The organism is Pseudomonas mosselii (assembly GCF_019823065.1).
GTDB lineage: Bacteria > Pseudomonadota > Gammaproteobacteria > Pseudomonadales > Pseudomonadaceae > Aquipseudomonas > Aquipseudomonas mosselii.
On sequence record NZ_CP081966.1, the window covers coordinates 1,987,185 to 2,012,375 of the forward strand.

18 protein-coding genes and 1 pseudogene are annotated in these 25,191 nt (G+C 59.8%); 7 read left to right on the plus strand and 12 right to left on the minus strand.

What is annotated here, in order from left to right; all coding sequences use genetic code 11:
• Positions 1–5 precede the first annotated feature (5 nt).
• Positions 6–1,772 (minus strand): phospholipase D-like domain-containing protein, encoded by a 1,767-nt coding sequence (locus K5H97_RS09110; RefSeq protein WP_155952681.1) that lies wholly within the window; start codon positions 1,770–1,772, stop codon positions 6–8.
• Entirely contained in the window at positions 1,769–5,353 is a 3,585-nt protein-coding gene (locus tag K5H97_RS09115; RefSeq protein ID WP_155952682.1) for a DEAD/DEAH box helicase, read from the minus strand. The genes K5H97_RS09110 and K5H97_RS09115 overlap by 4 nt, the downstream gene beginning before the upstream one ends.
• A gap of 264 nt (positions 5,354–5,617) precedes the next feature.
• Here K5H97_RS09115 and K5H97_RS09120 point away from each other — a divergent pair.
• A pseudogene (locus K5H97_RS09120) lies at positions 5,618–6,490 on the plus strand (IS5 family transposase).
• Between the two features lie 176 nt (positions 6,491–6,666).
• Here K5H97_RS09120 and K5H97_RS09125 read toward each other — a convergent pair.
• The 7 genes from K5H97_RS09125 to gloB form a co-directional block, all read right to left on the minus strand.
• Positions 6,667–8,265 carry an ABC transporter ATP-binding protein gene (locus tag K5H97_RS09125; RefSeq protein ID WP_028690522.1) on the minus strand — a complete coding sequence of 533 codons (1,599 nt, stop codon included), beginning with the start codon at positions 8,263–8,265 and terminating at the stop codon, positions 6,667–6,669.
• 1 nt (position 8,266) lies between these two features.
• Complete coding sequence (locus tag K5H97_RS09130; RefSeq protein WP_028690523.1) at positions 8,267–9,286, minus strand: ABC transporter permease; 1,020 nt, start codon at positions 9,284–9,286, stop codon at positions 8,267–8,269.
• A gap of 1 nt (position 9,287) precedes the next feature.
• Positions 9,288–10,361 carry a microcin C ABC transporter permease YejB gene (locus K5H97_RS09135; RefSeq protein ID WP_011534684.1) on the minus strand — a complete coding sequence of 358 codons (1,074 nt, stop codon included), beginning with the start codon at positions 10,359–10,361 and terminating at the stop codon, positions 9,288–9,290.
• 1 nt (position 10,362) lies between these two features.
• A complete protein-coding gene (locus K5H97_RS09140) occupies positions 10,363–12,195 on the minus strand; it encodes an extracellular solute-binding protein (protein WP_028690524.1) in 1,833 nt (610 codons plus the stop codon).
• Positions 12,192–13,967, minus strand: a complete 1,776-nt coding sequence (locus tag K5H97_RS09145) for an extracellular solute-binding protein (protein ID WP_028690525.1) — start codon at positions 13,965–13,967, stop codon at positions 12,192–12,194. Before K5H97_RS09145 ends, K5H97_RS09140 begins: the two co-directional genes overlap by 4 nt.
• Positions 13,968–14,260: 293 nt before the next feature.
• Positions 14,261–15,688 carry a lytic transglycosylase domain-containing protein gene (locus tag K5H97_RS09150; RefSeq protein WP_028690526.1) on the minus strand — a complete coding sequence of 476 codons (1,428 nt, stop codon included), beginning with the start codon at positions 15,686–15,688 and terminating at the stop codon, positions 14,261–14,263.
• A 100-nt stretch (positions 15,689–15,788) separates the two neighbouring features.
• Positions 15,789–16,568, minus strand: coding sequence for a hydroxyacylglutathione hydrolase (gene gloB / locus K5H97_RS09155; protein ID WP_028690527.1), 780 nt, complete (start codon positions 16,566–16,568; stop codon positions 15,789–15,791).
• Positions 16,569–16,652: 84 nt separating this feature from the next.
• On the opposite strand from gloB, the gene K5H97_RS09160 reads away from it, so the two are divergent.
• The 4 genes from K5H97_RS09160 to K5H97_RS09175 all read left to right on the plus strand — a co-directional run bounded on the left by K5H97_RS09160 (position 16,653) and on the right by K5H97_RS09175 (position 21,185).
• A complete protein-coding gene (locus K5H97_RS09160; RefSeq protein ID WP_028690528.1) occupies positions 16,653–17,426 on the plus strand; it encodes a class I SAM-dependent methyltransferase in 774 nt (257 codons plus the stop codon).
• A gap of 13 nt (positions 17,427–17,439) precedes the next feature.
• Entirely contained in the window at positions 17,440–17,886 is a 447-nt protein-coding gene (rnhA, locus tag K5H97_RS09165) for a ribonuclease HI (RefSeq protein ID WP_028690529.1), read from the plus strand.
• 150 nt (positions 17,887–18,036) lie between these two features.
• Entirely contained in the window at positions 18,037–18,792 is a 756-nt protein-coding gene (gene dnaQ / locus K5H97_RS09170) for a DNA polymerase III subunit epsilon (protein ID WP_028690530.1), read from the plus strand.
• Positions 18,793–18,941: 149 nt separating this feature from the next.
• Positions 18,942–21,185, plus strand: a complete 2,244-nt coding sequence (locus K5H97_RS09175) for an Orn/Lys/Arg family decarboxylase (protein WP_028690531.1) — start codon at positions 18,942–18,944, stop codon at positions 21,183–21,185.
• On the opposite strand, the gene K5H97_RS09180 is transcribed toward K5H97_RS09175, so the two are convergent.
• Positions 21,169–21,387, minus strand: coding sequence for a hypothetical protein (locus tag K5H97_RS09180; protein WP_028690532.1), 219 nt, complete (start codon positions 21,385–21,387; stop codon positions 21,169–21,171). The genes K5H97_RS09175 and K5H97_RS09180 overlap by 17 nt on opposite strands.
• 158 nt (positions 21,388–21,545) lie before the next feature.
• On the opposite strand from K5H97_RS09180, the gene K5H97_RS09185 reads away from it, so the two are divergent.
• Entirely contained in the window at positions 21,546–22,106 is a 561-nt protein-coding gene (locus K5H97_RS09185; RefSeq protein ID WP_028690533.1) for an NADPH-dependent FMN reductase, read from the plus strand.
• A gap of 90 nt (positions 22,107–22,196) precedes the next feature.
• Here the strand turns inward: K5H97_RS09185 and phnX are convergent, their stop codons facing one another.
• Both phnX and K5H97_RS09195 read right to left on the minus strand, forming a co-directional pair.
• Complete coding sequence (gene phnX / locus K5H97_RS09190) at positions 22,197–23,024, minus strand: phosphonoacetaldehyde hydrolase (protein ID WP_028690534.1); 828 nt, start codon at positions 23,022–23,024, stop codon at positions 22,197–22,199.
• Between the two features lie 34 nt (positions 23,025–23,058).
• Positions 23,059–24,165, minus strand: coding sequence for a 2-aminoethylphosphonate--pyruvate transaminase (locus K5H97_RS09195; RefSeq protein WP_028690535.1), 1,107 nt, complete (start codon positions 24,163–24,165; stop codon positions 23,059–23,061).
• 114 nt (positions 24,166–24,279) lie between these two features.
• Between K5H97_RS09195 and K5H97_RS09200 the strand changes: the two genes are divergently transcribed.
• Positions 24,280–25,143 carry a LysR substrate-binding domain-containing protein gene (locus K5H97_RS09200; RefSeq protein WP_028690536.1) on the plus strand — a complete coding sequence of 288 codons (864 nt, stop codon included), beginning with the start codon at positions 24,280–24,282 and terminating at the stop codon, positions 25,141–25,143.
• Positions 25,144–25,191: the final 48 nt, after the last annotated feature.

The following is a 25,191-nucleotide window of genomic DNA, read 5'->3' on the forward strand; positions in this document are numbered from 1 at the left end:
CTTGCTTAAATGGCGGCTTGCTGGCAGATAATGCGACCCTGAAGGTCGCTAATGATTGTTTCTGCAGCGCCGCGTAAGTTAATGTGTATTCCGAGCTCTTTTAAGTTGTCACTGCCTTTTGGGTCTGCCGAGAGCCAGTTCAAACTTGTTATTAATATGTCATTGTTATCCCACGCAAGGATTTTGGCGTGTAATTTCGGGGCTTCAACCGTTTCTAGTTGTATTCCAGCCAAAGACGCAGTGTTTTTCACTGAGAGTACATCTTTTTTTGTTACTGGGTCTGTTTCTTGGTTGAATAGTATGTTGGCCATTATGTTCTTTTCCTCGACTGCTTTTTTTAGTGCGGGCAGTACTGATGAGTAGAGTGTGCCGCCGAGTCTATGGCTTGTGACAAAAATTCGCTCTTTTGCTTCGTCACGGGCACGATAGATGTAAGAGTTATGTTGCTCTCCTATGATTAGACTGGCTGTGGCATTGGTGTTGCTAGGAGCGGTTTGTGAAATAAGCTTCTGGCCTATTAGTGCAATTTCTGTAGCAAGATCAGTCCAAATGCCATCGTGAATACAACAGAGGCGTGATGCGTAACTGATAACGTCTTTTACGATTCGAGGGTCTCTTAATAGCACTGACGCTTCATAGGTTGAAAAATTTGACGTGAACCAATTGCAGGATCCAATAATTGCAATAAATTCTCCATTGCATGCGGAGTCTGAAATTATAAATTTAGAGTGAGAGCCAGTTGAATGTGGGTGGATGATAATGCTTGAGGTGAACTCAGCTATCTCTTCGCTGTTGAAGATCGCAGTTATGGCTCTGCGGGAGGAGGAAGACTCTTCGTTTATTTCGTTCTGTCCCCAGAAAATGTGGACCATCACCCCTCTCTTTGCTGCTTCTATGAGGTTGGGCGTAAGTTTGGAGAATTTGCTCTCTTCAATAAAAGTTGAGTGGATTATGATTTTTGTTCTGGCGTTGTCAATTGCATCCAGAAGGGCTTTCAAGTGATTAGTCCCTCCAAGAATGATATCTTCTAAATTGAATTTTATATCCCTGTAGTTTTCCTTCCCCGCAAGCGGTTCGAAGCGAGTGCCGGAAACTTTAACTTCCGTGTTTTCTTCGCTGATATTAGTTAGGCGGCTCTGACTAATTTCGATGATTTTTTCCTTGAGGTCAGACAGGTCTCGTTTAGGAGGCAGTCCATGGATTACACCGTCTTTAAGCGTTGCGACTACATATCTACGTATTACGCCCTTTGGTTCTGCGCTAACAAAAGTTTCATCAGGGTCTAGAAGGATGCTTAACATCCCTGTTACATCAATTGATGTTTCTTCTGAGTCGGGAGTTAATATTACAAAATTCTCATTTTTTGCACGGTCTCTGATTGTCTGCTCAGTGAATACAGCCCATTCTCTATTCCTATAAACGTGCCCGCAAACGAGGTCTACTATAAAGTTGGTTGGTCTGTTTTTTCTTTCTAGGATTGTAGGTAGCTCTATCCGGTCTAAAGCGATTTTTCCGAATATTGTGGTCTTAAATAATGTGCCACTGGTTGCTTGCTCGAGTTCTACCCAGCCAGCTCGCATAAGTCGTATTATAGACTCCATAACCACCCTCCTAGGGAGATTAGCATGCGATGCAAGCGCTGAAATAGACCAGCTTTGTTTCGATAGGGCGTAAAGTACCAAGTGTTCTATTGTGCTCCAGGGATGCCCTTTGTCTACAATAAATTTTGCTTTGCTTTTGATGACAGGAATTGCGAAGTTCAGTATGTTCAAAATTTGTCCTCCTCTAAGACCTTCGCTGGAACTATGTTTTTGTGAACGTCGCGATTGCTTTCAATTTTTCTTATGAGTTTTGACAGGAAGTCAATTTGACGCCTGTCGGGCTCACCTTTGGGGCGTGCATGGATTGACTTAAGGAAGTCTAAGCTGCCTACTAATACCAAGCGCCACTTGGCACGGCTCATTAATACGTTCATCCTTCGAGAGTCTGCTAAGAAGCCCAAGGCATTATATATGGTGGAATGGCTATTGTTTCTGACTAGCGAGATGATTACGCAGTCTGCTTCGTTGCCTTGGAATGAATCCACAGTGCTGCAGTATGAACCATCTCCAGCAGCACTAGAGAAGTTATGGATGTTTGCCAAGTCGTTATTTTTTTTTGCCTCAATACGATTTGCAATTTCTCGAGTTTGTCGGCTGTAAGGGGAAAGGATAGCTATTGTAGGCTTGGCGCTATTGTCTGAAGCTGCTGTTAGCTGTTTTATGATTATTTCAATGACATCAATTTCGTCAGGGTTGGTGTAGTGTGGTATCTTGTCACCATATTTTTTGTCCAAAGTGCTAGATACCCAGGGCATGTCAATCCAAACAATGGGTAGATCCGGAATGTTGCCGTTGGAGTGCCTTATAGGAGATGGATTTTGCTCAAAACGTAATGCCGATGATGGGTCAGTTTTCAAATCTTCTTTATAAAAAGCGTGAGATACTAATTCTGCGATTTCAGGGTGCATTCTATGCTGATGGTGCAGAGATTTCGCGATAGGGAAGCCCTTGTTCCTGCGCTTTTGTCGATCGAACTCATTTTCGATTGTTGATTCGAATAGTAAGAAATTTTTGGCAGCTTCATCGCACAAGTCTGAAAAATCCGACGCGGCTTCTTCAGAACCATTATCTAATTTTGCATCACTAAAGATTTCGTCAACAATAGGGTCCCTAAAATGTCTGCCTATCATCAGGTTTCCTGATTCAAGTGCATTTTTTGTGTCTGCCGGATTGCTCAAGATTTTTAGAATGCGATCAGCACCAAAAGGAGGAAGCTGTTTGTGATCTCCAATCATAAGCCTTCTTGGAGATAGTAAAAGTGGCGATGTTAATTCTCCGCCTGTCGCTTTACCTGCTTCTTCAATAATTGACCAGTCAAACTGATTTTTTTCTTCAATTAGACCTTCAAGTGCAGCGGAATTTGTCGTGGCAAATACCAGGTTTGCAGAGCGAAGTACTAAGTTCTCGATGGAGTTTTTGGATATTTCTAGTGTCGTGCTTATTGGCGTGTTTGTATCGTTGTTGTAAGCAGCTGTCAGTTGGGTTAGTTTTTCAGCTAGCTCTTTTGGAGCTGTGGAAATCAAGTCGCTGTCGGCTATTCGATTTACTATTGATCTAGTTTCATAGCCTATGTCGAAGCGTTTCTCTGCGTCTTTGGCAGATTTCTGCACACACCGGATTATAATTGCATCATTACTGTCTGAAACTATATCTTTGATCTCCTGCATTAGGTGGTCGACAGCGTGATTGCTCTGTGCGGATAAAAGTATTCTTGAGGAGCTGTCGTTGCTAATTATTTGGCTGACAAGTTCTCGGACTAGTCTGGTTTTTCCAACTCCTGGTGGTCCTTGTACGAGAAAGAGTGGCAGTGTTTCGATAATGGACTTAAATGCATCTTGTTTAGACGTGTCTAGGCTTAAATATGCAGCGTCTTCTACTATTTGCTCATGGCTGCTCATAATCCGTCCTCGGGGATCACAGATCATTCTTGCAAGTTCATTGTGCTCCCCTAAAGCTGTAAAGCTTTTCAGACGTCGTCTGAGTTGTAAGTCTCTGCCGGCAGAGTCTGCTGATATGAGATAAACAGTATTTGATGTGTTGGGAGGGTTATCTCCCGTAAAGGTATATATTTTTCTTCCGTCCTTATCATTTGCATGAGAGTGAAATTGCCATTCGGTATCCATGTCGGAGCGCTCACCAATATTAGGTGAGTCAGTTAGAATCCAATTACCAGATCCGCCTTCAATGCGATCTTCTATTAAGGATTTTTCGAGGCGTCTCGCAAGGTTGTCACGTATCTTTAATGATCGACATAGCTCCTCTCTTTCTGTATCGGTTCTAGCTGTTATTTTGATGCTAATGGTTCCGTCAAGTTGAGGCGTGTAAGCTTGCTTGGGTTCGCGGATAATAGATACCGGATATGCTTCGCTCGCGGCAAAAAGGTAGTCTAATATTTGGCTTAATATTAAAGATTTTCGCGTTTTTAGCTCTTCGCTGTAAGGGTCTTCAGGTAAGGAAGCTTTGTTTGTAAGAGAAGTCCAAGAAGTAGTCCTTCCCTTTAGGCGAGCTGCTCGCTTTGCTTCTGTTAAAGGAAGTGTATTTAAGGAGCTACCACTCAGAGGTATTTGATAAATTATAGGGTTAGGTACTTTGTTGGATGGTTCTATCGAGCTGCAATAGGCTAAGTCCCAAGAGGCAGGTGCACCTCTTTTTTGAAATGCATCGATAGTATAGGTGAGGAGTTCTCCTCTTAAGCAATATTTCAGGCCTGTTGATGAGAAATTGGACTTCATAGCTTGAAATATAGGGGTTCGCAGGTCCTTCTTAATAAAATCAAGTTGCTCTTCTTCATCATCGATTTCAATTTGATTTTTTGATGCCTGGCGTATTGTCGTAGCGGCTTTGCTCTCGGGGCCAAGAGATAAGAAAAAACTATAAAGATGTTCTTTGTTTTGGAGTTCGCTATCGAGTTCAAGTAGGATTTTGTCTATTTTTGTAATTACGTATTTTCCATCTATCCTATCTGTTTTTACATATCCTTGAAGCTCTCTGATTAGCTTTATTTCGTCGGCGCTGATTCCATCTGAAACTTCGTGATTTGAAATTCCTAGATTTATTAACTTGGTGTACGGAACTCCCAATAGTGTGGCTGCGATTTCACCAAGCTGCTGCCAATCTTTGATGAATGAGTGAGTATTATCGTAACTGTGTGGTGGCGTTTTGTTAGAGTGTTTTTCTGGCTCTACTAGCCTCATGGACCATTCGAATCCTGTCAGCTGAAAATCAGGTTCGTCTGTGTTGGATGTAAGTATGGACCAGTTATTGAGGTTTCGATGAAGCAGTCCTTGTAAGTGAAGGATTTCTAGTCCTTTGGAAATCCGATGTAAATTTGCCCAGCTGAGTCGTCTGTTTCTAGTTGATCTTGGGTTCTTGGTAGGGGTGTAGTCATCATTGCGGATTAATATTTCCAGAGGCTGGCGCTGTTCTGTCTTGATTACAAGGTGATAACCAGTTTCGTCTATTAGGGCAGTTTTGAGTTCTGCTATATAGTTCGAGATTCCTGGGAATCCTGCAAGTCGATAAAGTTGGCGAGTCTCGTTTTTCCAAACCTCGTATATGTCTTTGTCGTCTATGTTTGGATTTCTAGGCCAGGTTTTAATTAATACGTTACTTCCATGCTCATCGACAGCATTGCGCTGAGACGGCGAACCAGTGCTTTTATTGAATGTGCATAAGTATTTTTTTTCGAGGGTGTAGCCGGATAACGCACTGCTTTTGGCGGTCTTTTTTAATGTTAAGTTGCCTTGTGACATATGAAATCCTTTTTCATTGGTGCGGTTTGTGTATTGGGCGCTGTTTTGATACTTGGGATTGTCTTGGATGTTCAGCTGTGTTGCGGGATTGATATCGGCGGCTGTTTTCTGATGCTACTAATATGACATCACCATGTCCAGATGCAATGGCAGATTCATCCCCCTGTTCTAGGCCCTGTACGAAATCCCGAGAAGCCCAATTGCCGCCCCTAGAGCGTAGAGATTTTGTAGAGTCCCCCGCCATCGGCGGAAAGAAATTCTGTGATGGCAAAGCGTTACGAACTCTCGGACGAGGCCTGGGATGTGGTCTGCGATCTCTTCATCGAAACTCATGGCCGAAGGCAGCCGCGTCTGAGTGACCGCCCGATGCTCGAGGGCGTACTCTGGGTACTGTGCTGCGTGCGAGATATGCCAGAGCGCTTCGGCCCATGGTCAACGGTGTATCAACGGTTTCGGGGTTGGCGAAATCAAGGAACGTTCGATCAGATGCTCAACGCTTGCACCTGAGATTGAATGAGCAAGGCTTGATCGACCTGCAAACGTGGATGATCGACTCAACCACCGTACGGGCAACCCGAGTTTCTTCTGGTGCCGGGAAAAAGAGGGCCTGACGAGTCTGCCGATCACGCTATAGGCCGCAGTCGCGGCGGTCTGATAACCAAAATCCATATGCTCTGCGACGCCAACGGGATACCGTTGCGCTTCCTCCTCTCTGACGGTCAATCCAGTGACATCAGCTACGCCCAGCCATTGTTGGACAAAGTCAGCATTCCGTCGAGCCAACGAGGTCGCCCGCGGAAACGCTGCAAATGGTTGCTTGCCAACAAGGGCTACGACACCAAAGCGCTACGCCGCTGCTGCGACCAATACCGAATGCAACCCGTCGTCCCACTGCGATCAATGCAGCGCAAGCCCAAGCCTGGCCTACCCAGATAGTTTGATCGGCCCAAGTACCGACAGCGCAACATCATTGAGCACATGTTTGGCTGGGTGAAAGAGAGCCGTCATATCATGCCTCGCTTCGACAAACTCGCAAAAAGCCATGCAGCCATGGTCTCGCTGGGTTGCTCCATGTGGTGTTTGCGACATCTCTTTTCGTACAAAGCCTATATGATGGGTGGCTGCAAACCAATGTGAGAGAATTACGGCCTAGCGCTGTTCGTGTTGAAGTCAATTTCGCTGGCTAGTTGTTCAAGTAGTGAGTGGCCATTGAATGATGTATAGCTATAAAATCTTATGGAAAAATACTAGCGCTTGCCGTAGGGGTAAGTTTGCGGCAGATGGAAGTCCATTTTTGATTTATATTTAAGGTGTTATAACGCTAAAAACGCCGCTTCCAACAACTGCCTCGTATACCCATGCTTCGGCTCATGAAATATAGCCCCCGCATCCCCCTGTTCCACCACCTGCCCATGCTTGATCACCATCAACTGGTGACTCAACGCCTTCACCACCGCCAGGTCATGACTGATAAACAGATAAGTCAGGTTGTACTTAACCTGCAAATTCCGCAAAAGCTCCACCACCTGCCGCTGCACCGTCCGATCCAGCGCCGAGGTCGGCTCATCCAGCAAAATCAGCGCCGGCTTCAACACCAACGCCCGAGCAATCGCAATCCGCTGCCGCTGCCCCCCAGAAAACTCATGGGGATACCGATGCCGCGTCCGAGGGTCCAGCCCCACTTCCTCCAACGCCGCAACAATCGCCGCTTCCTGCTCAGCCGGCGTGCCGATCTTGTGAATCCGTAACCCTTCGCCAACGATATCCGCCACGCACATGCGCGGGCTCAGGCTGCCAAAGGGATCCTGAAACACCACCTGCATTTCCCGCCGCAGCGGCCGCACGGCTTTCTGGTTCAGCCCTTCAAGATTCTGCCCATGAAAGCGAATCCCGCCCTGGCTGGAAATCAACCGCAGGATGGCTAGTCCCAAGGTGGACTTGCCCGACCCACTCTCGCCAACGATGCCGAGCGTTTGCCCCTGGGGCAGGCTGAAGTTCACCCCATCCACCGCCTTCACATGGTCCACGGTCCGGCGCAGCAGCCCCTTCTTGATCGGGAACCACACCTTCAGGTCCTTCACCTCCAGCAACGGCGCCCCTTCGGCATTCGCGGCGGGCGCGCCGCTGGGCTCGGCATTGATCAGCATCTGCGTATACGGATGCTGCGGCTTGCTGAACAGCGTGGCGCAGTCGGCTTGCTCGACGATCTTGCCGCACTGCATCACGCACACGCGGTGAGCGATGCGGCGCACCAGGTTGAGGTCGTGGCTGATCAGCAGCAGGGCCATGCCGAGGCGCGCCTGCAGCTCCTTGAGCAGGTCGAGGATCTTCAACTGCACGGTCACGTCGAGCGCCGTGGTGGGCTCGTCGGCGATCAGCAGTTCGGGCTCGTTGGCCAGGGCCATGGCGATCATCACGCGCTGGCGCTGGCCACCGGACAGCTCGTGGGGCAGGGCTTTCAGGCGCTTCTTGGGCTCGGGAATGCCGACCAGCTCCAGCAGCTCCAGCGTGCGCGCCGTAGCGGCCTTGCCGGTCAGGCCCTTGTGCAGCAACAGGATCTCGTTGATCTGCTTCTCGATGCTGTGCAGCGGGTTCAGCGAGGTCATCGGCTCCTGGAAGATCATCGCAATGCGGTTGCCGCGAATGCGCTGCATGGGCTTCTCGCCCAGGTGCAGCAGGTCCTTGCCGCCGTACTGGATGGTGCCGCTCGGATGCCGGGCCAGCGGGTAGGGCAGCAGGCGCAGGATCGAATGCGCGGTCACCGACTTGCCCGAGCCGCTTTCGCCGACCAGGGCCAGGGTCTCGCCCTTGCGGATGTCGAAGCTGATGCCGTCGACCACGCGGTTGACCTGCTCGCCAGTGACGAACTCCACCGCCAGGTCGCGGACTTCGATCAGGGTGTCTTGGCTCATGTCATTTCCTCGGGTCGAAGGCGTCGCGGGCGGATTCGCCGATGAATACCAGCAGGCTCAGCATCACCGCCAGCACGGCGAAGGCGCTGATGCCCAGCCACGGGGCTTGCAGGTTGGACTTGCCCTGGGCGACCAGCTCGCCCAGCGACGGCGAACCGGCGGGCAGGCCGAAGCCGAGGAAGTCCAGGGCGGTGAGGGTGCCGATGGCGCCGGTGAGGATGAACGGCATGAAGGTCATGGTCGAGATCATGGCGTTGGGCAGGATGTGGCGGAACATGATCGGGCCATTGCGCATGCCCAAGGCGCGGGCGGCGCGCACGTATTCGAGGTTGCGCCCACGCAGGAACTCGGCGCGCACCACGTCCACCAGGCTCATCCACGAGAACAGCAGCATGATGCCCAGCAACCACCAGAAGTTGGGCTGCACGAAGCTGGCAAGGATGATCAGCAGGTACAGCACCGGCAGGCCGGACCAGATTTCCAGGAAGCGCTGGCCGGCCAGGTCCACCCAGCCGCCGTAGAAGCCCTGCAAGGCGCCGGCGATCACGCCGACGATGGAGCTGGCGATGGTCAGCGTGAGAGCGAACAGCACCGAGATGCGGAAGCCGTAGATCACCCGGGCCAGCACGTCGCGGCCCTGGTCGTCGGTGCCCAGCAGGTTGTCGGTGGAGGGCGGCGCGGGGGCCGGCACCTTCAGGTCGTAGTTGATGCTTTGGTAGCTGTAGGGGATCGGCGCCCACAGCACGAAGGCGTCCTTTTTCTCCAGCAGCTCGCGGATGTACGGGCTCTTGTAGTTGGCCTCCAGCGGGAACTCGCCGCCGAAAGTGGTCTCCGGGTAGCGCTTGAAGGCGGGGAAGTACCATTCGCCGTCGTAGCGCACGGCAATCGGCTTGTCGTTGGCGATGAACTCGGCGCCCAGGCTGAGCACGAACAGCACCAGGAAGATCCACAGCGACCACCAGCCGCGGCGGTTGGCCTTGAAGCGCTCGAAGCGCCGGCGATTGAGGGGAGAGAGGGCCATGTCAGTGCTCCCGGCTGGCGAAGTCGATGCGTGGATCGACCAGGGTGTAGGTGAGGTCGCCGATCAGCTTCACCACCAAACCAAGCAGGGTGAAGATGAACAAGGTGCCGAACACCACCGGGTAGTCGCGGTTGATCGCCGCCTCGAAACTCATCAGGCCCAGGCCGTCGAGGCTGAAGATCACCTCGATCAGCAGGGACCCTGTGAAGAAGATGCCGATGAACGCCGAGGGGAAGCCGGCGATCACCAGCAGCATGGCGTTGCGGAACACGTGGCCGTACAGCACCCGCGAGCGGCTCAGGCCCTTGGCCTTGGCGGTGACCACGTACTGCTTGTTGATCTCGTCGAGGAAGCTGTTCTTGGTCAGCAGGGTCATGGTGGCGAAGTTGCCGATCACCAGCGCGGTGATGGGCAGCACTAGGTGCCAGAAGTAGTCGAGCACCTTGCCGGTGGTGCTCAGCTCATCGAAGTTGTTGGAGGTCAGCCCGCGCAGCGGGAACCAGTCGAAGTAGCTGCCGCCGGCGAACAGCACGATCAGCAGGATGGCGAACAGGAACGCGGGGATGGCGTAGCCGACGATGATCGCCGAGCTGGTCCAGACGTCGAAATGGCTGCCGTGGCGCACGGCCTTGGCGATCCCCAGGGGGATCGACACCAGGTACATGATCAGCGTGCTCCATAGCCCCAGCGAGATGGACACGGGCATCTTCTCGGCGATCAGGTCGATGACCTTGGCGTCGCGGAAGAAGCTGTTGCCAAAGTCCAGTTGGGCGTAGTTCTTGACCATGATCCACAGCCGCTCGGGCGCGGACTTGTCGAAGCCGTACATGCGCTCGATCTCGGCGATCAGCGCCGGGTCCAGGCCTTGCGCGCCGCGGTAGTTGGAGCCGGCCACCGACACTTCGGCGCCGCCGCCGGCGATGCGGCTGGTGGCGCCGTCGAACCCTTCGAGCTTGGCGATCATCTGCTCCACCGGGCCGCCGGGGGCGGCCTGGACGATGATGAAGTTGATGATCAGGATGCCGAACAGGGTCGGGATGATCAGCAGCAGGCGCCGCAGGATATAGGCCAGCATGTCAGTGGGCCTCTTCCACGGCGGGGGCTTCGCTCACGGCAGGCGTGACGTCGGGCTTGATCCACCAGGTGTCGATGCCGATGTCGTACTTGGGCGACACGGCGGGGTGACCGATGTGGTTCCAGTAGGCCACGCGCCAGGTCTTGATGTGCCAGTTGGGGATCACGTAGTAGCCCCACAGCAGCACGCGGTCCAGGGCGCGGCAGTGGTCGACCAGGCTCTGGCGCGAATCGGCGTTGATCAGCTGTTCCACCAGCTGGTCGATGGCAGGATCGCGCAGGCCGATGAAGTTGCGGCTGCCGGGGTTGTCGGCGGCGGCGCTGTTCCAGTACTCGCGCTGCTCGTTGCCGGGCGAGTTCGATTGCGCGAAGCCGCCGACGATCATGTCGTAGTCCCGCGAACGCAGGCGGGTGATGTACTGCGACACGTCCACCCGGCGGATCTCGAGGTTGATGCCCAGGTCCGCGAGGTTGCGCTTGAACGGCAGCAGCACGCGCTCGAACTGGGTCTGGGCCAGCAGGAACTCGATGCTCAGCGGCTTGCCGTCCTTGTCGACCATCTTGTCGTCGACGATCTTCCAGCCGGCGTCCTGCAGCAGCTTGTAGGCCTGGCGCTGCTGGTCGCGGATCATGCCGCTGCCGTCGGTGACGGGGTTGCGGAAGGCGCCGTTGAACACCTCGTCGGGCACCTTGCCGCGCAGCGGTTCGAGAATCTTCAGCTCGGCGGGCGAGGGCAGGCCGCTGGCGGCCATCTCGGAGTTCTCGAAGTAGCTGCCGGTGCGGGTGTAGGCGCCGTTGAACAGCTGCTTGTTGGTCCATTCGAAGTCCAGCAGCAGGCTGATGGCCTGGCGCACGCGGATGTCCTGGAACATCGGCTTGCGCAGGTTGAAGATGAAGCCCTGCATGCCCACCGGGTTGCCGTTGGGGATCTCTTCCTTGATCAGGCGGCCGTCGCGCACGGCGGGCACGTCGTAGGCGGTGGCCCAGTTCTTCGCGCTGACTTCCAGGCCGTAGTCGAACTGGCCGGCCTTCAGCGCCTCGAGGGCGACAGTGTTGTCGCGGTAGGAGTCGAAGGTCATCACATCGAAGTTGTAGAAGCCGCGGTTGATCGGCAGGTCCTTGGCCCAGTAGTCCTTGACCCGCTCGTAGCGGATCGAGCGGCCGGCCTTCACCTCGGCGACCTTGTACGGGCCACTGCCCAGCGGAATTTCCAGGTTGCCGCGGTTGAAGTCGCGGTTTGCATACCAGTGTTTGGGCAGCACCGGCAGCTGGCCGAGGATCAGCGGCAGCTCGCGGTTGTTGCTGTGCTTGAACTTGAACAGCACCTTGAGCGGGTCTTCGGCGACCACTTCGGCGACGTCGGCGTAGTACTGGCGGTACAGCGGCGCGCCGTCCTTGATCAGGGCGTTGAAGGTGAACACCACGTCCTCGGCGCGCATCGGGTGGCCGTCGTGGAAGCGCGCCTCGGGGCGCAGGTAGAAGCGCACCCAGCTGTTGTCGGGGGCCTTTTCGATCTTGCCGGCCACCAGGCCGTACTCGGTGAAGGGCTCGTCCAGGCTCTGGCGCATCAGGGTGTCGTAGATGCTGCCGACGTTGTCGGCGGGCACGCCCTTGTTGATGAACGGGTTGAGGCTGTCGAAGCCGCCGAAGCTGGACTGGCGGAAGGTGCCGCCCTTGGGCGCGTCAGGATTGACGTATTCGAAGTGCTTGAAGTTGGCCGGGTATTTCGGCGCTTCGCCGTACAGGGTCAGGGCGTGTTGCGGGGCGGCGACGGCCGGGAGCGTGAGGCAGGCCAGCAGCAGGCTGCCGGCCAGGCGGCGCAAGGTGGGCGTCATTTGGCTTTCTCCGAAGTCTTCTTGATCCACCAGCTGTTCAGCCCAAGGGTGTAGGGCGGCGTGGTGACGAAGGCGAACCGGTTGCGGTAGGCCAGGCGGTGATTGTCGAGGTACCAGTTGGGGATCATGTAGTACTGCCATGAGAGCACGCGGTCCAGGGCGCGCGCGGCGGCGATCTGGTCATCGCGGCTGCGGGCGGCGAGCAGGGTGTCGAGCAGGTGGTCGACCACCGGGTCCTTCACGCCAGCATAGTTCTTGCTGCCCTTGACGGCGGCTTGGCTCGAGTGGAAATACAGCCACTGTTCGAGGCCCGGGCTCAGGGTCTGGTTCAGGGTCATCAGGATCATGTCGAAATCGAACTGGTCGAGCCGTTGTTTGTACTGGGCGCGGTCGACGGTGCGCAAGCGTGCATCGATGCCGATGCTGGCCAGATTTTCGACATAAGGTTGCAGGATGCGTTCGAGGTTCGGGTTTACCAGCAGCAGTTCCATCCGGAACGGCTGGCCCTTGCCGTCCACCAGGCGCTGGCCGTTGAGCTTCCAGCCGGCCTGGGCGAACAGGTCGAGGGCCTGGCGCAGGGCCGCGCGGCTGATGCCGCTGCCGTCGGTGTGGCTGACCTGGTAGGGCTGGGTGAACAGTTTTTCGGGCAGTTGGTCGCGGAACGGCTTGAGCAGCAGCCACTCCTTGCCGGTGGGCAGGCCGCTGGCGGTGAACTCGCTGTTGGGGTAGTAGCTGGTGGCGCGCCGGTAGGCGCCGTTGAACAGGGCGCGGTTGGTCCATTCGAAGTCGAGCATCAGGCCCAGCGCCTGGCGTACCCGTGGGTCGCTGAAGGCGGCGCGGCGGCTGTTCATGAACAGGCCTTGGGTCTGCGTGGGGATCTGGTGCGGGATCTGCGCCTTGATCACCTCGCCCCGGCGCACGGCGGGGAAGGTGTAGCCGTTGGCCCAGTTCTTCGCCTGGTGTTCGATATAGATGTCGAATTCGCCGGCCTTGAACGCTTCGAAAGCCACGGTGGCGTCACGGTAGAACTCGTATTCGACGCGCTTGAAGTTGTACTTGCCGCGGTTCACGGCCAGGTCCTTGCCCCAGTAGTCCTTCACCCGCTCGAACACCAGGCGCCGGCCCGGTTGCACCTCGGTGATGCGGTAGGGGCCGCTGCCCAAGGGCGGGTCGAAGGTGGTGGCCTTGAAGTCGCGCTTTTCCCAGTAGTGCTTGGGCAGCACCGGCATTTCGCCCAGGCGCAGGATCAGCAGCGGGTTGCCGGCGCGCTTGAACACGAAGCGGATGCGCAGCGGGCCGAGGATGTCGACCCGGGCCACTTCCTGCAGGTTGGTGCGGTAGATCGGGTGGCCGTCCTTGAGCAGGGTGCGGTAGCTGAAGGCGACGTCGGCGGCGGTAATCGGCACGCCGTCGTGGAAGCGTGCCTCGGGGCGCAGGTTGAACACCACCCAGCTGCGGTCCTCGCTGTACTCGACGGAGCGGGCGATCAGGCCGTAGCTGGAGGTGGGTTCGTCGCCGGAGGGGTCGTACATGCCGGTGCCGACCATCAGCGGCTCGTTGAGCTCGTTGATGCCGTACTGCAGGAAGTTGGGCGTGGTGACCGGGCTCGAGCCCTTGAAGGTATAGGGGTTGAGCGTGTCGAAGGTGCCGAAGGCCATGGCCCGCAAGGTGCCGCCTTTCGGGGCTTGCGGGTTGACCCAGTCGAAGTGGGTGAAGCTGGCCGGGTACTTGAGCGTGCCGAACTGCGCGTATCCGTGGCTTTCGCTCACCATCGCGACGGCGGGGAAGCTCAAGGCCAGGCTGAGAGACAGCAGGAGGGGACGTATCAAGTCGGCATCCGATCCAGAAGGCGTTGGGCTTGGTTCGGGGTACAGTAACAGCTTGTCTGGAATGGAAAAAGGGTACGGGTCGGTCGGATGGATGTGGCTGATTGGGGCTGCTTTGCAGCCCTTTCGCGACACAAGGCCGCTCCCACAGGGATTGCGCAGACCCTCAGGCTAGCGCAATCCCTGTGGGAGCGGCCTTGTGTCGCGAAAGGGGCGCGAAGCGCCCCCCAGGATTCACATCAACGCGACAGGTAGACGGTCAGCGTCTGCCCCGGCTTGAGCGCATGCCCGCTGCGCGGATTCCAGCGCTTGAGGTGTTTCATCTCGACGTTGAAACGCTTGGCCACCAGGTAATACGAGTCACCCTTGCGCACCTTGTACTGGGTGGACCGCTGCTTCGCATCGGCCACGCGCTTGGCCGCCGCGCTCGGCGCGTTGCCGCCACGCAGGGCCAGCACCTGGCCGACCTTGAGGCTGTTGCCGCGCAGGCTGTTCCAGCGCTGGATGTCCTTGACCGCGACGCGGTTGGCCTTGGCGATGCTGCCCAGGTTGTCGCCACGCTTGACCCGGTAGCTGCGCGCCGCCGGCGCCCTGGCATCGGCCAGGGCGGCCTGGAACACGGCCTTGTTCGGCTGCAGGGCGACCAGTTCCTCGGGCTTGAGGTTGGACATGCGGTCGCTGAGCAGCTGCGCCTTGGCGGTGGGCACCAGCAGTTGCTGCGGGCCGTCCACGGTCATGCGTTTCTTGAAGGCGGGATTGAGCTGGATCAGCTCGTCTTCGTCGATGTCGGCGAAGGCCGCGACGCGGGACAGGTCGAGGCGGTCGTTGATGGCGACGGCTTCGAAATAGGGCTCGTTGGCGATCGGGTTCAGGTTGATCCCGTAGGCGGCAGGGGTGTTGACCACCTGCGACAGGGCCAGCAGCTTGGGCACGTAGTCGCGGGTTTCCTGCGGCAGCGGCAGGTTCCAGTAGTCGGTCGGCAGGCCCAGGCGCTCGTTGCGCTCGATGGCGCGGCTGACGGTGCCTTCGCCGGCATTGTAGGCCGCCAGGGCCAGCAGCCAGTCGCCGTTGAACATGTCGTGCAGGCGGTTCAGGTAGTCCAGTGCGGCGTTGGTCGAGGCGGTGACGTCGCGACGGCCGTCGTAGAAGTTGGTCTGGCGCAGGTTGAAGTGACGCCCGGTGGACGGGATGAACTGCCACATGCCGGCGGCATGCGCGCGGGAGTAGGCCATCGGGTTGTAGGCGCTCTCGATGGCCGGCAGCAGGGCCAGCTCCAGCGGCATGTCGCGTTCTTCGAGGCGCTCGACGATGTAGTGCAGGTAAAGGCTGCCGCGCTCGCCGGCGTTCTCGAGGAACGACGGGTTGCTGGCGAACCACAGGCGTTGCTGTTCGATGCGCGGGTTGACGTCCATGCCGTCCTGCAGGGCGAAGCCCTGGCGCATGCGCTCCCAGACGTCCTGGGGCGGTGCTTCCTTGGGCTTGACCACCAGCGGCGCGGGTTTGTGCTTGATCCGCGCCTGGTAGTTGTGCGCGCGAACGCTGTCGGATTCGTCGAGCTGACGGGTGCTCTGGCAGCCGACCAGGGTGGCGGCCAGCGCCAGTGCACTGATCTGTGCCAGTCGCGTCAGGGCGACCGAATGAGCGGTTCTGCGGCTAGGGGAAGACATCGGCTGGAACGGTTATCCGGGCAAAAAAGTTGGGCGATTCTAGAAACCGGCCCCGGCCGGGTCAACCTTTGGGCGTGTGTCACGATATATCTTGAGGTTATCAGAACACGTCTTTCCAAGACCTCAAGGCAGCAAAAACAGTGGCTTGGGTAGGGTTGGAATGACCCTTCCATTCGTCTGCTTTTTGTTTAACGAATGTTTCAGCGGTGCGCAAAAACGGGTTGGTCAGGCGCTCGAGGCCGATGGTGGAGGGCAAGCTGATGCGATTGTCGGCGCGCAGGCGGGTAACGTCTTCGAAGCGTTGCAGAACGTGCGGGTTTTCCGGCTCGACGGCGCGGGCGAAGCGCAGGTTGCTCAGGGTGTACTCGTGGGCGCAGTACACTTCGGTCTCGGCGGGCAGGGCGGCCAGGCGCTGCAGCGAATGGTGCATCTGTTCGGGTGTGCCTTCGAACAACCGCCCGCAACCGGCGGCGAACAGGGTGTCGCCACTGAACAGTAGCGGCGTGGGCGATTGCGCAGTGTAATAGGCGATATGGCCGAGGGTGTGGCCGGGCATGGCCATGACCTCGAAGGTCAGGCCCAGTGCCTGGACCTGCGCGCCGTCCTCCAGGGCGACGTCGCGGCCCGGGATGCGTTCGCTGGCCGGGCCGTAGACGGTGGCGCCGCTGGCCTGCTTCAGGGCTTCGACGCCGCCGACGTGGTCATGGTGATGGTGGGTGACCAGGATCGCCTCCAGCACCCAGTCGGGATGCTGGCCGAGCCAGGCGAGCACCGGCCCGGCATCGCCGGGATCGACCACTGCGCAGCGGCGATTGGCAGTATCCTGTAACAACCAGATGTAGTTGTCGTTGAAAGCGGGTAGGGCATCGATCTGTATCATGTGCGGATCCGTATCGCCAAGCCTGGACATTGGGGGCATCTTAGCCGCGATGGCGCGGCCGGAGAACCTTCGAGGGAGAACGCAATGACCGACCAAGCCTTCGCCCAGGCCGACCCCGACTGGGTCGAACTCATCAGCCTGGCCCGCGACTGGTTCAATGGCCCCCTTGGGCAGTTGATGCTCAAGGAAGAGGAAAAGTTGCTCGAAGAAGAGCTGCGGCGCTTCTTCGGTGGTTACCTGGTGCACTACGGCCCCTGCGCCGAACCCCCGCCCAATGCGCCACAGGTGCAGCGCAACGTGCGCCTGGGCGCGCCGTTGCCGGGGGTGGAGATCGTCTGCGAGGAGCAGGCCTGGCCGTTATCGGAGCATGCCGCCGACGTGGTGGTGCTGCAGCATGGCCTGGACTTCAGCCTGTCGCCCCATGGCCTGCTGCGCGAGGCGGCCAGCGCGGTGCGCCCGGGCGGCCACCTGCTGATCGTCGGCATCAACCCGTGGAGCAGCTGGGGGCTGCGCCATTTCTTCAGCCAGGGCGCCTTGCGCAAGGCCCGCTGCATCTCGCCGTCGCGGGTCGGCGACTGGCTCAACCTGCTGGGCTTCGCGCTGGAGAAACGCCGCTTCGGGTGCTATCGTCCGCCGCTTGCCTCGCCGGCCTGGCAGCAGCGTCTGGCCGGCTGGGAGCGGGTGGCGGGGGGCTGGCAGAGTGCCGGGGGCGGCGTCTACCTGCTGGTGGCGCGCAAGATGGTGGTCGGCCTGCGGCCGCTGCGCCTCGAGCGCCGCGAGCCGATGGGCAAGCTGTTGCCGCTGCCATTGGCCAAGGTCAACCGCAGCGCCACCCACCCCGATTCCGAAAAGCACTGAACACGAGTGGTACATGAGCGATAGCGTCGAGATCTACACCGATGGTGCCTGCAAGGGCAATCCCGGCCCGGGCGGCTGGGGCGTCCTGATGGTTTTCAAGGGCGTCGAGAAGGAACTGTGGGGCGGCGAACGCGAGACCACCAACAACCGCATGGAACTGATGGCCGCGATCGAAGGCCTGAAGGCGCTCAAGCGCGAGTGCGAGGTGGTGCTGACCACCGACTCCCAGTATGTGATGAAGGGCATCAACGAGTGGATGACCAACTGGAAGAAGCGTGGCTGGAAGACCGCCGCCAAGGAGCCGGTGAAGAACGCCGACCTGTGGATGGCCCTCGATGAACAGGTCAACCGGCACAAGGTGACCTGGAAGTGGGTGCGTGGGCATATCGGCCACCCGGGCAACGAGCGGGCCGACCAGTTGGCCAATCGTGGGGTTGATGAGGTTCGCGCGCAACGTTGATTGTGTTGCGGGCCATCGCGGGGCAAGCCCGCTCCCACGAGATGACTGCTGGCTGCGTGGGAGCGGGCTTGCCCCGCGATGACCGCAAAACGGCCCCGATTTCGTTATACTCCCACCCCGAATTCAAGCACCGCCAGTTGGAGTCCCCGCGTGGAGCAGCAGCAAGACAAACGGTTCGTCATCCTCGACACCGAGACCACCGGCATGCCGGTGGCCGAAGGCCACCGCATCATCGAGATCGGTTGCGTCGAAGTCGTGGGCCGGCGCCTGACCGGGCGGCACTTCCACGTCTACCTGCAGCCCGACCGCGACAGTGACGAGGGCGCGATCAACGTCCACGGCATCACCGACGCTTTCCTGGTCGGCAAGCCGCGTTTCGGCGATGTGGCCGAGGAGTTCTTCGAGTTCATCCAGGGCGCCACCCTGGTCATCCACAACGCGGCGTTCGACGTCGGCTTCATCAACAACGAGTTCGCGCTGATCGGCCAGCAGGACCGCGCCGACATCTCGCAGCACTGCCCGATCCTCGACACCCTGATGATGGCGCGCTCGCGCCATCCGGGGCAGCGCAACAGCCTCGATGCGTTGTGCAAACGCTACGGCATCGACAACTCCGGCCGTGAACTGCACGGCGCATTGCTCGACTCGGAACTGCTGGCCGACGTCTACCTGGCGATGACCGGTGGCCAGACCAGCTTGTCGCTGGCGGGGGATGGCGCACAGGACGAAGAGGGGCAGGGCAGCACCGGCAGTGAGATCCGTCGGATTAGCGGTCGTGCTGCCGGTAAGGTGATCATGGCCAGCGATGAAGAGCTCGAGGCCCATGCCGAGCGCTTGGCGGCCATTGCCAAGTCGGCAGGTGGGCCGGCGATGTGGCAGGTGCTGACCGAGCCGACCGCCAGCTGATCCAAAGACAGTACCGGCCCTATCGCGGGGCAAGTCGCAGCGGCGAACCGCCGCTCCCACGCCAGATTGTGCACGTTAGCGTGGGAGCGGGCTTGCCCCGCGATGGCATCAACTACCCTGAGGGAAAAGCCCGCAGAGGTAGCCGCCCGATGTACAAGGACCTCCAGTTCCCCATCCTCATCGTCCACCGGGCCATAAAGGCCGACAGCGTCGCCGGCGAGCGGGTGCGCGGCATCGCCGATGAACTGGCCCGTGACGGCTTCGCCATCCTCGCCGCCGCCGACCAAGCCGAAGCGCGGCTGGTGGCCGCCACCCACCACGGCCTGGCCTGCATGCTGATCGCCGCCGAGGGTGTCGGCGATAACAGCCGGCTGCTGCAGAACATGGCCGAGCTGATCCGCCTGGCCAGGCTGCGCGCCCCCAACCTGCCGATCTTCGCCCTGGGCGAGCAAGTCACTCTGGAGAACGCCCCGGCCGAGGCCATGGGCGAGCTCAACCAGCTGCGCGGCATCCTCTACCTGTTCGAAGACACCGTGCCGTTTCTCGCCCGCCAGGTAGCACGGGCCGCGCACAGTTACCTCGACGGCCTGCTGCCACCGTTCTTCAAGGCTCTGGTGCAACACACCGCGCAGTCGAACTATTCCTGGCATACGCCGGGCCACGGCGGTGGCGTGGCCTATCACAAGAGTCCGGTGGGGCAGGCATTCCACCAGTTCTTCGGCGAAAACACCCTGCGCTCGGACCTGTCCGTGTCTGTCCCCGAGCTGGGCTCGCTGCTCGACCACACCGGCCCCCTGGCCGCCGCGGAGGCGCGGGCGGCGCGCAACTTCGGCGCCGACCATACCTTCTTCGTCATCAACGGCACCTCCACCGCCAACAAGATCGTCTGGCACGCCATGGTCGGGCGTGGTGACCTGGTGCTGGTGGACCGCAACTGCCACAAGTCGGTGGTGCACGCGATCATCATGACTGGCGCCATCCCTCTCTACTTGTGCCCGGAGCGCAACGAACTGGGCATCATCGGGCCGATTCCGCTCAGCGAATTCACCCCGGCGTCGATCCAGGCGAAGATCCAGGCCCACCCGCTGGCCCAGGGGCGGTCGGCGAAGATAAAGCTGGCGGTGGTCACCAACTCCACCTACGACGGGCTGTGCTACCACGCCGGCCTCATCAAGCAGACCCTCGGCGCCAGTGTCGAGGTGCTGCACTTCGACGAGGCCTGGTTCGCCTACGCCGCCTTCCATGAATTCTTCGTCGGCCGCTACGCCATGGGCACGCCGCGCGGCGATGAGGGCCCGCTGCTGTTCAGCACCCATTCGACCCACAAGCTGCTGGCCGCCTTCAGCCAGGCGTCGATGATCCATGTGCAGGACGGCGCCTCCCGCCAGTTGGACCGCGACCGTTTCAACGAGGCGTTCATGATGCATATCTCCACTTCGCCGCAGTACAGCATCCTCGCCTCGCTGGACGTGGCCTCGGCGATGATGGAGGGCCCGGCCGGGCGTTCGCTGCTGCAGGAGATGTTCGACGAGGCCCTGAGCTTTCGCCGGGCGCTGGCCAACCTGCGCGAGCATATCGCCACCGACGACTGGTGGTTCAGCATCTGGCAGCCGCCGCAGGCCCAGGGTGGCGAGCGGCTGGAGTCGGCGGACTGGCTGCTGCAGCCGGGTGCCGAATGGCATGGCTTTGCCGAGCTGAGCGACGACTATGTGCTGCTCGATCCGCTCAAGGTCACTCTGGTGATGCCAGGGGCCGGTGGCGGCGCGGGCGAGCACGGCATTCCGGCCGCAGTGGTCAGCAAGTTTTTGTGGGAGCGGGGGCTGGTGGTGGAGAAGACCGGCCTGTACAGCTTCCTGGTACTGTTCTCGATGGGCATCACCAAGGGCAAGTGGAGCACGCTGCTCACTGAACTGCTGGAGTTCAAGCGCCACTACGACGCCAATATCGCGCTGGCCGAATGCCTGCCCAGCGTGGTGACGCCGCAGCCGTCACGCTACCAGGGGCTGGGGCTGCGTGACCTGTGCCAGCAACTGCATGCCTTCTACCGCGGCAATGCCACATCCAGGCAGCTCAAGCTGCTGTTCACCCGTTTGCCCGAGGTGGCGATGACCCCGGCCGAGGCCTATGACCGGATGGTGCGCGGGGAGGTGGAGGCGGTGCCGATCGAGCAACTGATGGGGCGGGTCGCGGCGGTGATGCTGGTGCCGTATCCGCCGGGAATCCCCTTGATCATGCCGGGCGAGCGCTTCACCGAGGCGACCCGCTCGATTCTGGTCTACCTGGACTGTGCCCGGGCTTTCGACCAGGGCTTCCCGGGCTTCGTCGCCGATGTGCATGGCCTGCAGTGCCAGGGGGCGCTGTACACCGTCGATTGCGTCAAGGAATACGAATGATCTCGACGCCGGTCTGGGCCAGCTCGAAGCGGTCGTCACCCAGGTGGTTGACGCGGTCACCGATAGCCAGGCGATAGCTGGTAACCGGCGCGCCGAGGGTGCTGCCGTCGGCCTGGAGGGTGGACTCCTGGAACTCGTGGACCGGGTAGATACGGCCTTCGGCGTCGCGGGCGTGGAACTGGCCGACCATTACTGCTGCCATTTAGGTGGAAACCTCTGAATCGTGTAGGAAATGTCTGTAGGCATAGACCAGTGAAACGCCCGGGAAGTTTTCAGCCGAATGGAAAAAAACCGCGAAGCCGAGGAACGGTCATCTATAACTAACAGGTCCCATTCCCAGAGCAGAGGTTGCAAAACGCCATGAGCCAGGTTTATTCGGTAGCGGTCGTCGTCGGCAGCTTGCGCAAGGAGTCCTATAACCGCAAGGTGGCCCGCGCGCTGTCTGAGCTGGCACCGTCCAGCCTTGCCCTGCGGATCGTCGAGATCGGCGACCTGCCGTTGTACAACGAGGATGTCGAGGCCGAGGGCGCGCCCGAGGCGTGGAAGCATTTTCGCGACGAGATCCGCCGCAGCGACGCGGTGCTGTTCGTCACCCCGGAGTACAACCGTTCGGTGCCGGGCGGGTTGAAGAACGCCATCGACGTGGGGTCGCGGCCCTATGGGCAGAGCGTGTGGGGCGGCAAGCCGGCGGCGGTGGCCAGCGTGTCGCCGGGGGCTATCGGCGGGTTTGGTGCCAATCATGCGGTGCGCCAGTCGCTGGTGTTCCTCGACATGCCGTGCATGCAGATGCCCGAGGCGTATATCGGCGGGGCGGCAACGCTGTTCGATGACAGTGGCAAGCTCAATGACAAGACCCGGCCTTTCCTGCAGGGCTTTATCGACAGGTTCGCGTCGTGGGTGAAGCTGAACCGATCTGTCTGACAGGGCCTGATCGCCGGCAAGCCGGCTCCCACCGGTGGACGCGTTGTCGCTGTGGGAGCCGGCTTGCCGGTGATGGCATCACGCGGCCTATCAGAACGCCTGCGGCATCTCCCCCTTGGCCAATCGCCGGTTGATATCGGCAATCACTTCGGGCAGTTCGTTGATGGTGTCGATCAAGTAGTGCGGGCGCGATGCGGCGAACATCCCGTGGATCCGCTTGCGCTCGCTCTCCAGCTTCTCCGTGCTCAACGCCCGGTAGCCTTCCCAGGTCAGCCCCAGGGCATTGCCCGAGCACACCAGCGCCACGGTCCACATCCCGGCGCGGCGGCCTTCGAGAATCCCCGGCACGGTGTCGTCGACCTTCACGCAGGCAGCCACGTCATCGATGCCCAGGGCAATCACGTTGGCCAGCGCCTGGGCCGGCCACGGGCGGCCGTTCGGTGTCTCGTCGGTGGCCACCACATGGTCGGCCACGTAGCCGTTCTGCGCGGCCAGCTCGACCACCTTGTCCATCACCACCTTCGGGTAGCCCGAGCAGGAGCCGATCTTCAGGCCGCTTTTGCGCAACCCGGTCAGGGTCTCCAGGGCGCCGGGGATCAGCGCCGAGTGCACGGCGATCTTCTCGATCTGCAGCGGCATGAAGCGCTCGTAGATGGCGGTGACGTCATCGTCGGTGGGCGTGCGGCCGAACACCTTGCGGTAGCGCTCGGCGATCTCCGGCACGTCGCACAGGGTGCGGATATGGTCCCACTTGCCCATGCCCATCGGGCCACGGGCTTCTTCGATGGACACCTGCACGTCGAACTCGGCGAAGGCTTCGACGAAGATCTGGGTCGGGGCGAACGAGCCGAAGTCGACCACGGTGCCGGCCCAGTCGAGGATGGCGGCTTGCAGCTGGGTGGGGTTGCTGTAGTTCATGTGCGCATTTTCCTTGAATTGGGTGGGCAGAGGGTCAGATGTCCAGTACTTCCATTTCCCGCAGCACCTCGGCCACGGCATTGACGGCGGCCTGCATGCCATCGGCGCCGACCACGCCGATGCAGCCGACGCGGAAGGTCTCGACCTGGGTCAGCTTGCCCGGGTAGAGGATGAAGCCCTTGGCCTTGACCCGCTCGTAGAAGTCCTTGAACTGGTAGCGCGGGTCCTTCGGCGCGTGGAAGGTGACGATGATCGGCGCCTGGATGTCGGCGGGCAGGAAACTCTGCAGGCCGATTTTCGCCATGCCGTCGAGCAAGGTCTTGCAGTTATCGCTGTAGCGTTGGTGGCGGGCGGGCAGTCCACCCTCTTCGTTGTATTGCTGCAGCGCTTCGTGCAGGGCAGCGACCACGTGGGTCGGCGGGGTGAAGCGCCACTGGCCGGTCTTGGCCATGTAGGCGTGCTGGTCGTGCAGGTCCATGGCCAGGGAGTGGGCGTTGCCTTCGGCGGCGGCCAGGGCGGCTTTCTCGGCGAAGACAAAGCCCATGCCCGGCACGCCTTCCAGGCACTTGCCGGAGGCGGCGATCAGCGCTTCGAAGGGGATCTGGCGGGCGTCGATCGGCAGCGCGCCGAACGAGCTCATGGCGTCGATGATCAGGCGCTTGCCGTGGCGCCGGATCACCTGGGCGATCTCGGGCAGCGGGTTGAGGATGCCGGTGCTGGTCTCGCAGTGGATCAGCGCCACATGGGTCACGGCGGGGTCGGCGGCCAGCAGGCGGTCGACGTCCGCGGCGGTGGTCGGCTGGTCCTCGCCGGTCTCGAAGGTGCTGTAGGCGCGGCCCAGCACCTTGCAGATCTTCGCCAGGCGCTGGCCGTAGGCGCCGTTGATCAGCACCAGCACCTTGCCGTCACGGGGGACCAGGGTGCCGAGGGCGGCCTCGACGGCGAAGGTGCCGCTGCCTTGCAGGGGCACGCAGTGGTGGCTGGCGCTGCCGTCGATGATGGCCAGCAGTTGTTCGCACACGCTGGCGGTCAGCTGGTTGAAGTCGCGATCCCACGACCCCCAGTCCACGAGCATGGCCTGGCGGGTGCGGATCGAGGTGGTCAATGGACCGGGGGTCAGCAGGATCGGTGCGTTGCTCATTCCGTGGTTCCTCACTATGCGGTGGGCTGGAAACTAGTGGGGCTAGGTTGCAATTCGCTGTGTCATCAATCAAATTGTTTGTAGATATGCCAGCCATAAGTCAGGCCGATAGATATGAACCTGTTCCAGCTCCGCGCCTTCGACGCCGTCGCCCGCGAGGGCAGTTTCACCCGCGCCGCCGAGCGCCTGTTCATCAGCCAGCCGGCGGTGACCGGGCATGTAAAGGCGTTGGAGGAGCACTACCAGATCACCTTGCTGCGCCGTACCGCCCGGCGGGTCGAGCTGACGGAGGAGGGTGCGCGCCTGGCGGCCATCACCCGGGCCATGTTCGGCCTGGCCGAGGAAGCCCAGTCCATGCTCGAGGCTAACCGGCAGTTGCTGACCGGGCGCCTGGAGGTGGCGGCTGACGGCCCGCACCGGGTGATGCCGATGCTGGCGCAGCTGCGCGAGCGCTACCCGGGTATCACCGTCAACCTGCGCCTGGGCAATGCCCAGGAAACCCTGGCCGCGTTGTTGTCGGAACATGCCGATGTGGCCGTGCTGACCGAGATCGAGCCGCGCAAGGGCCTGCACCTGCAGGCGTTGTGCGAGTCGCGGTTGTGTGCACTGTTGCCCGTGGGGCATGCGTGGACGGGTACCGGGGGAGACTTGCCGCTGGCCGAGCTGGACAGGCAGATCATGGTGCTGCGCGAGCCCAGTTCGACCACCCGGCGCACCTTCGACAAGGCCTGCGCCGACGCGGGTGTGCAACCTAGGGTGCTGCTGGAGCTGGACAGCCGCGAAGCGGTCACCGAGGCGGTGGCGGCGGAACTGGGCATCGGCGTGGTGTCCTCCACCGAAGTGGCCCATGACCCGCGGGTGGTGGCCCGCCCCCTGGCCGGTCAGGGCCTGGTCAACCAGCACATGGTCGGTTGCCTGGAGCGCCGTCGCGAGCTGCGCCTGATCCAGGCGTTTCTCGGGCTGGCGGCTGCCGCGTGATGGCTGTTTCGAGCGCGACGGCCTAAGATGGCCGGCCTACAGCCGACG

What these genes read in the sequence shown, in the direction of transcription:
- K5H97_RS09175 (WP_028690531.1), top strand. Translation starts at nt 18,942, where the DNA reads ATGTACAAGGACCTCCAGTTCCCCATCCTCATCGTCCACCGGGCCATA.
- K5H97_RS09130 (WP_028690523.1), bottom strand. Translation starts at nt 9,286, where the DNA reads ATGGCCCTCTCTCCCCTCAATCGCCGGCGCTTCGAGCGCTTCAAGGCC.
- K5H97_RS09160 (WP_028690528.1), top strand. Translation starts at nt 16,653, where the DNA reads ATGACCGACCAAGCCTTCGCCCAGGCCGACCCCGACTGGGTCGAACTC.
- gloB (WP_028690527.1), bottom strand. Translation starts at nt 16,568, where the DNA reads ATGATACAGATCGATGCCCTACCCGCTTTCAACGACAACTACATCTGG.
- K5H97_RS09145 (WP_028690525.1), bottom strand. Translation starts at nt 13,967, where the DNA reads ATGGTGAGCGAAAGCCACGGATACGCGCAGTTCGGCACGCTCAAGTAC.
- K5H97_RS09125 (WP_028690522.1), bottom strand. Translation starts at nt 8,265, where the DNA reads ATGAGCCAAGACACCCTGATCGAAGTCCGCGACCTGGCGGTGGAGTTC.
- K5H97_RS09135 (WP_011534684.1), bottom strand. Translation starts at nt 10,361, where the DNA reads ATGCTGGCCTATATCCTGCGGCGCCTGCTGCTGATCATCCCGACCCTG.
- K5H97_RS09180 (WP_028690532.1), bottom strand. Translation starts at nt 21,387, where the DNA reads ATGGCAGCAGTAATGGTCGGCCAGTTCCACGCCCGCGACGCCGAAGGC.
- K5H97_RS09150 (WP_028690526.1), bottom strand. Translation starts at nt 15,688, where the DNA reads ATGTCTTCCCCTAGCCGCAGAACCGCTCATTCGGTCGCCCTGACGCGA.
- K5H97_RS09200 (WP_028690536.1), top strand. Translation starts at nt 24,280, where the DNA reads ATGAACCTGTTCCAGCTCCGCGCCTTCGACGCCGTCGCCCGCGAGGGC.
- rnhA (WP_028690529.1), top strand. Translation starts at nt 17,440, where the DNA reads ATGAGCGATAGCGTCGAGATCTACACCGATGGTGCCTGCAAGGGCAAT.
- K5H97_RS09185 (WP_028690533.1), top strand. Translation starts at nt 21,546, where the DNA reads ATGAGCCAGGTTTATTCGGTAGCGGTCGTCGTCGGCAGCTTGCGCAAG.
- phnX (WP_028690534.1), bottom strand. Translation starts at nt 23,024, where the DNA reads ATGAACTACAGCAACCCCACCCAGCTGCAAGCCGCCATCCTCGACTGG.
- K5H97_RS09140 (WP_028690524.1), bottom strand. Translation starts at nt 12,195, where the DNA reads ATGACGCCCACCTTGCGCCGCCTGGCCGGCAGCCTGCTGCTGGCCTGC.
- K5H97_RS09195 (WP_028690535.1), bottom strand. Translation starts at nt 24,165, where the DNA reads ATGAGCAACGCACCGATCCTGCTGACCCCCGGTCCATTGACCACCTCG.
- K5H97_RS09115 (WP_155952682.1), bottom strand. Translation starts at nt 5,353, where the DNA reads ATGTCACAAGGCAACTTAACATTAAAAAAGACCGCCAAAAGCAGTGCG.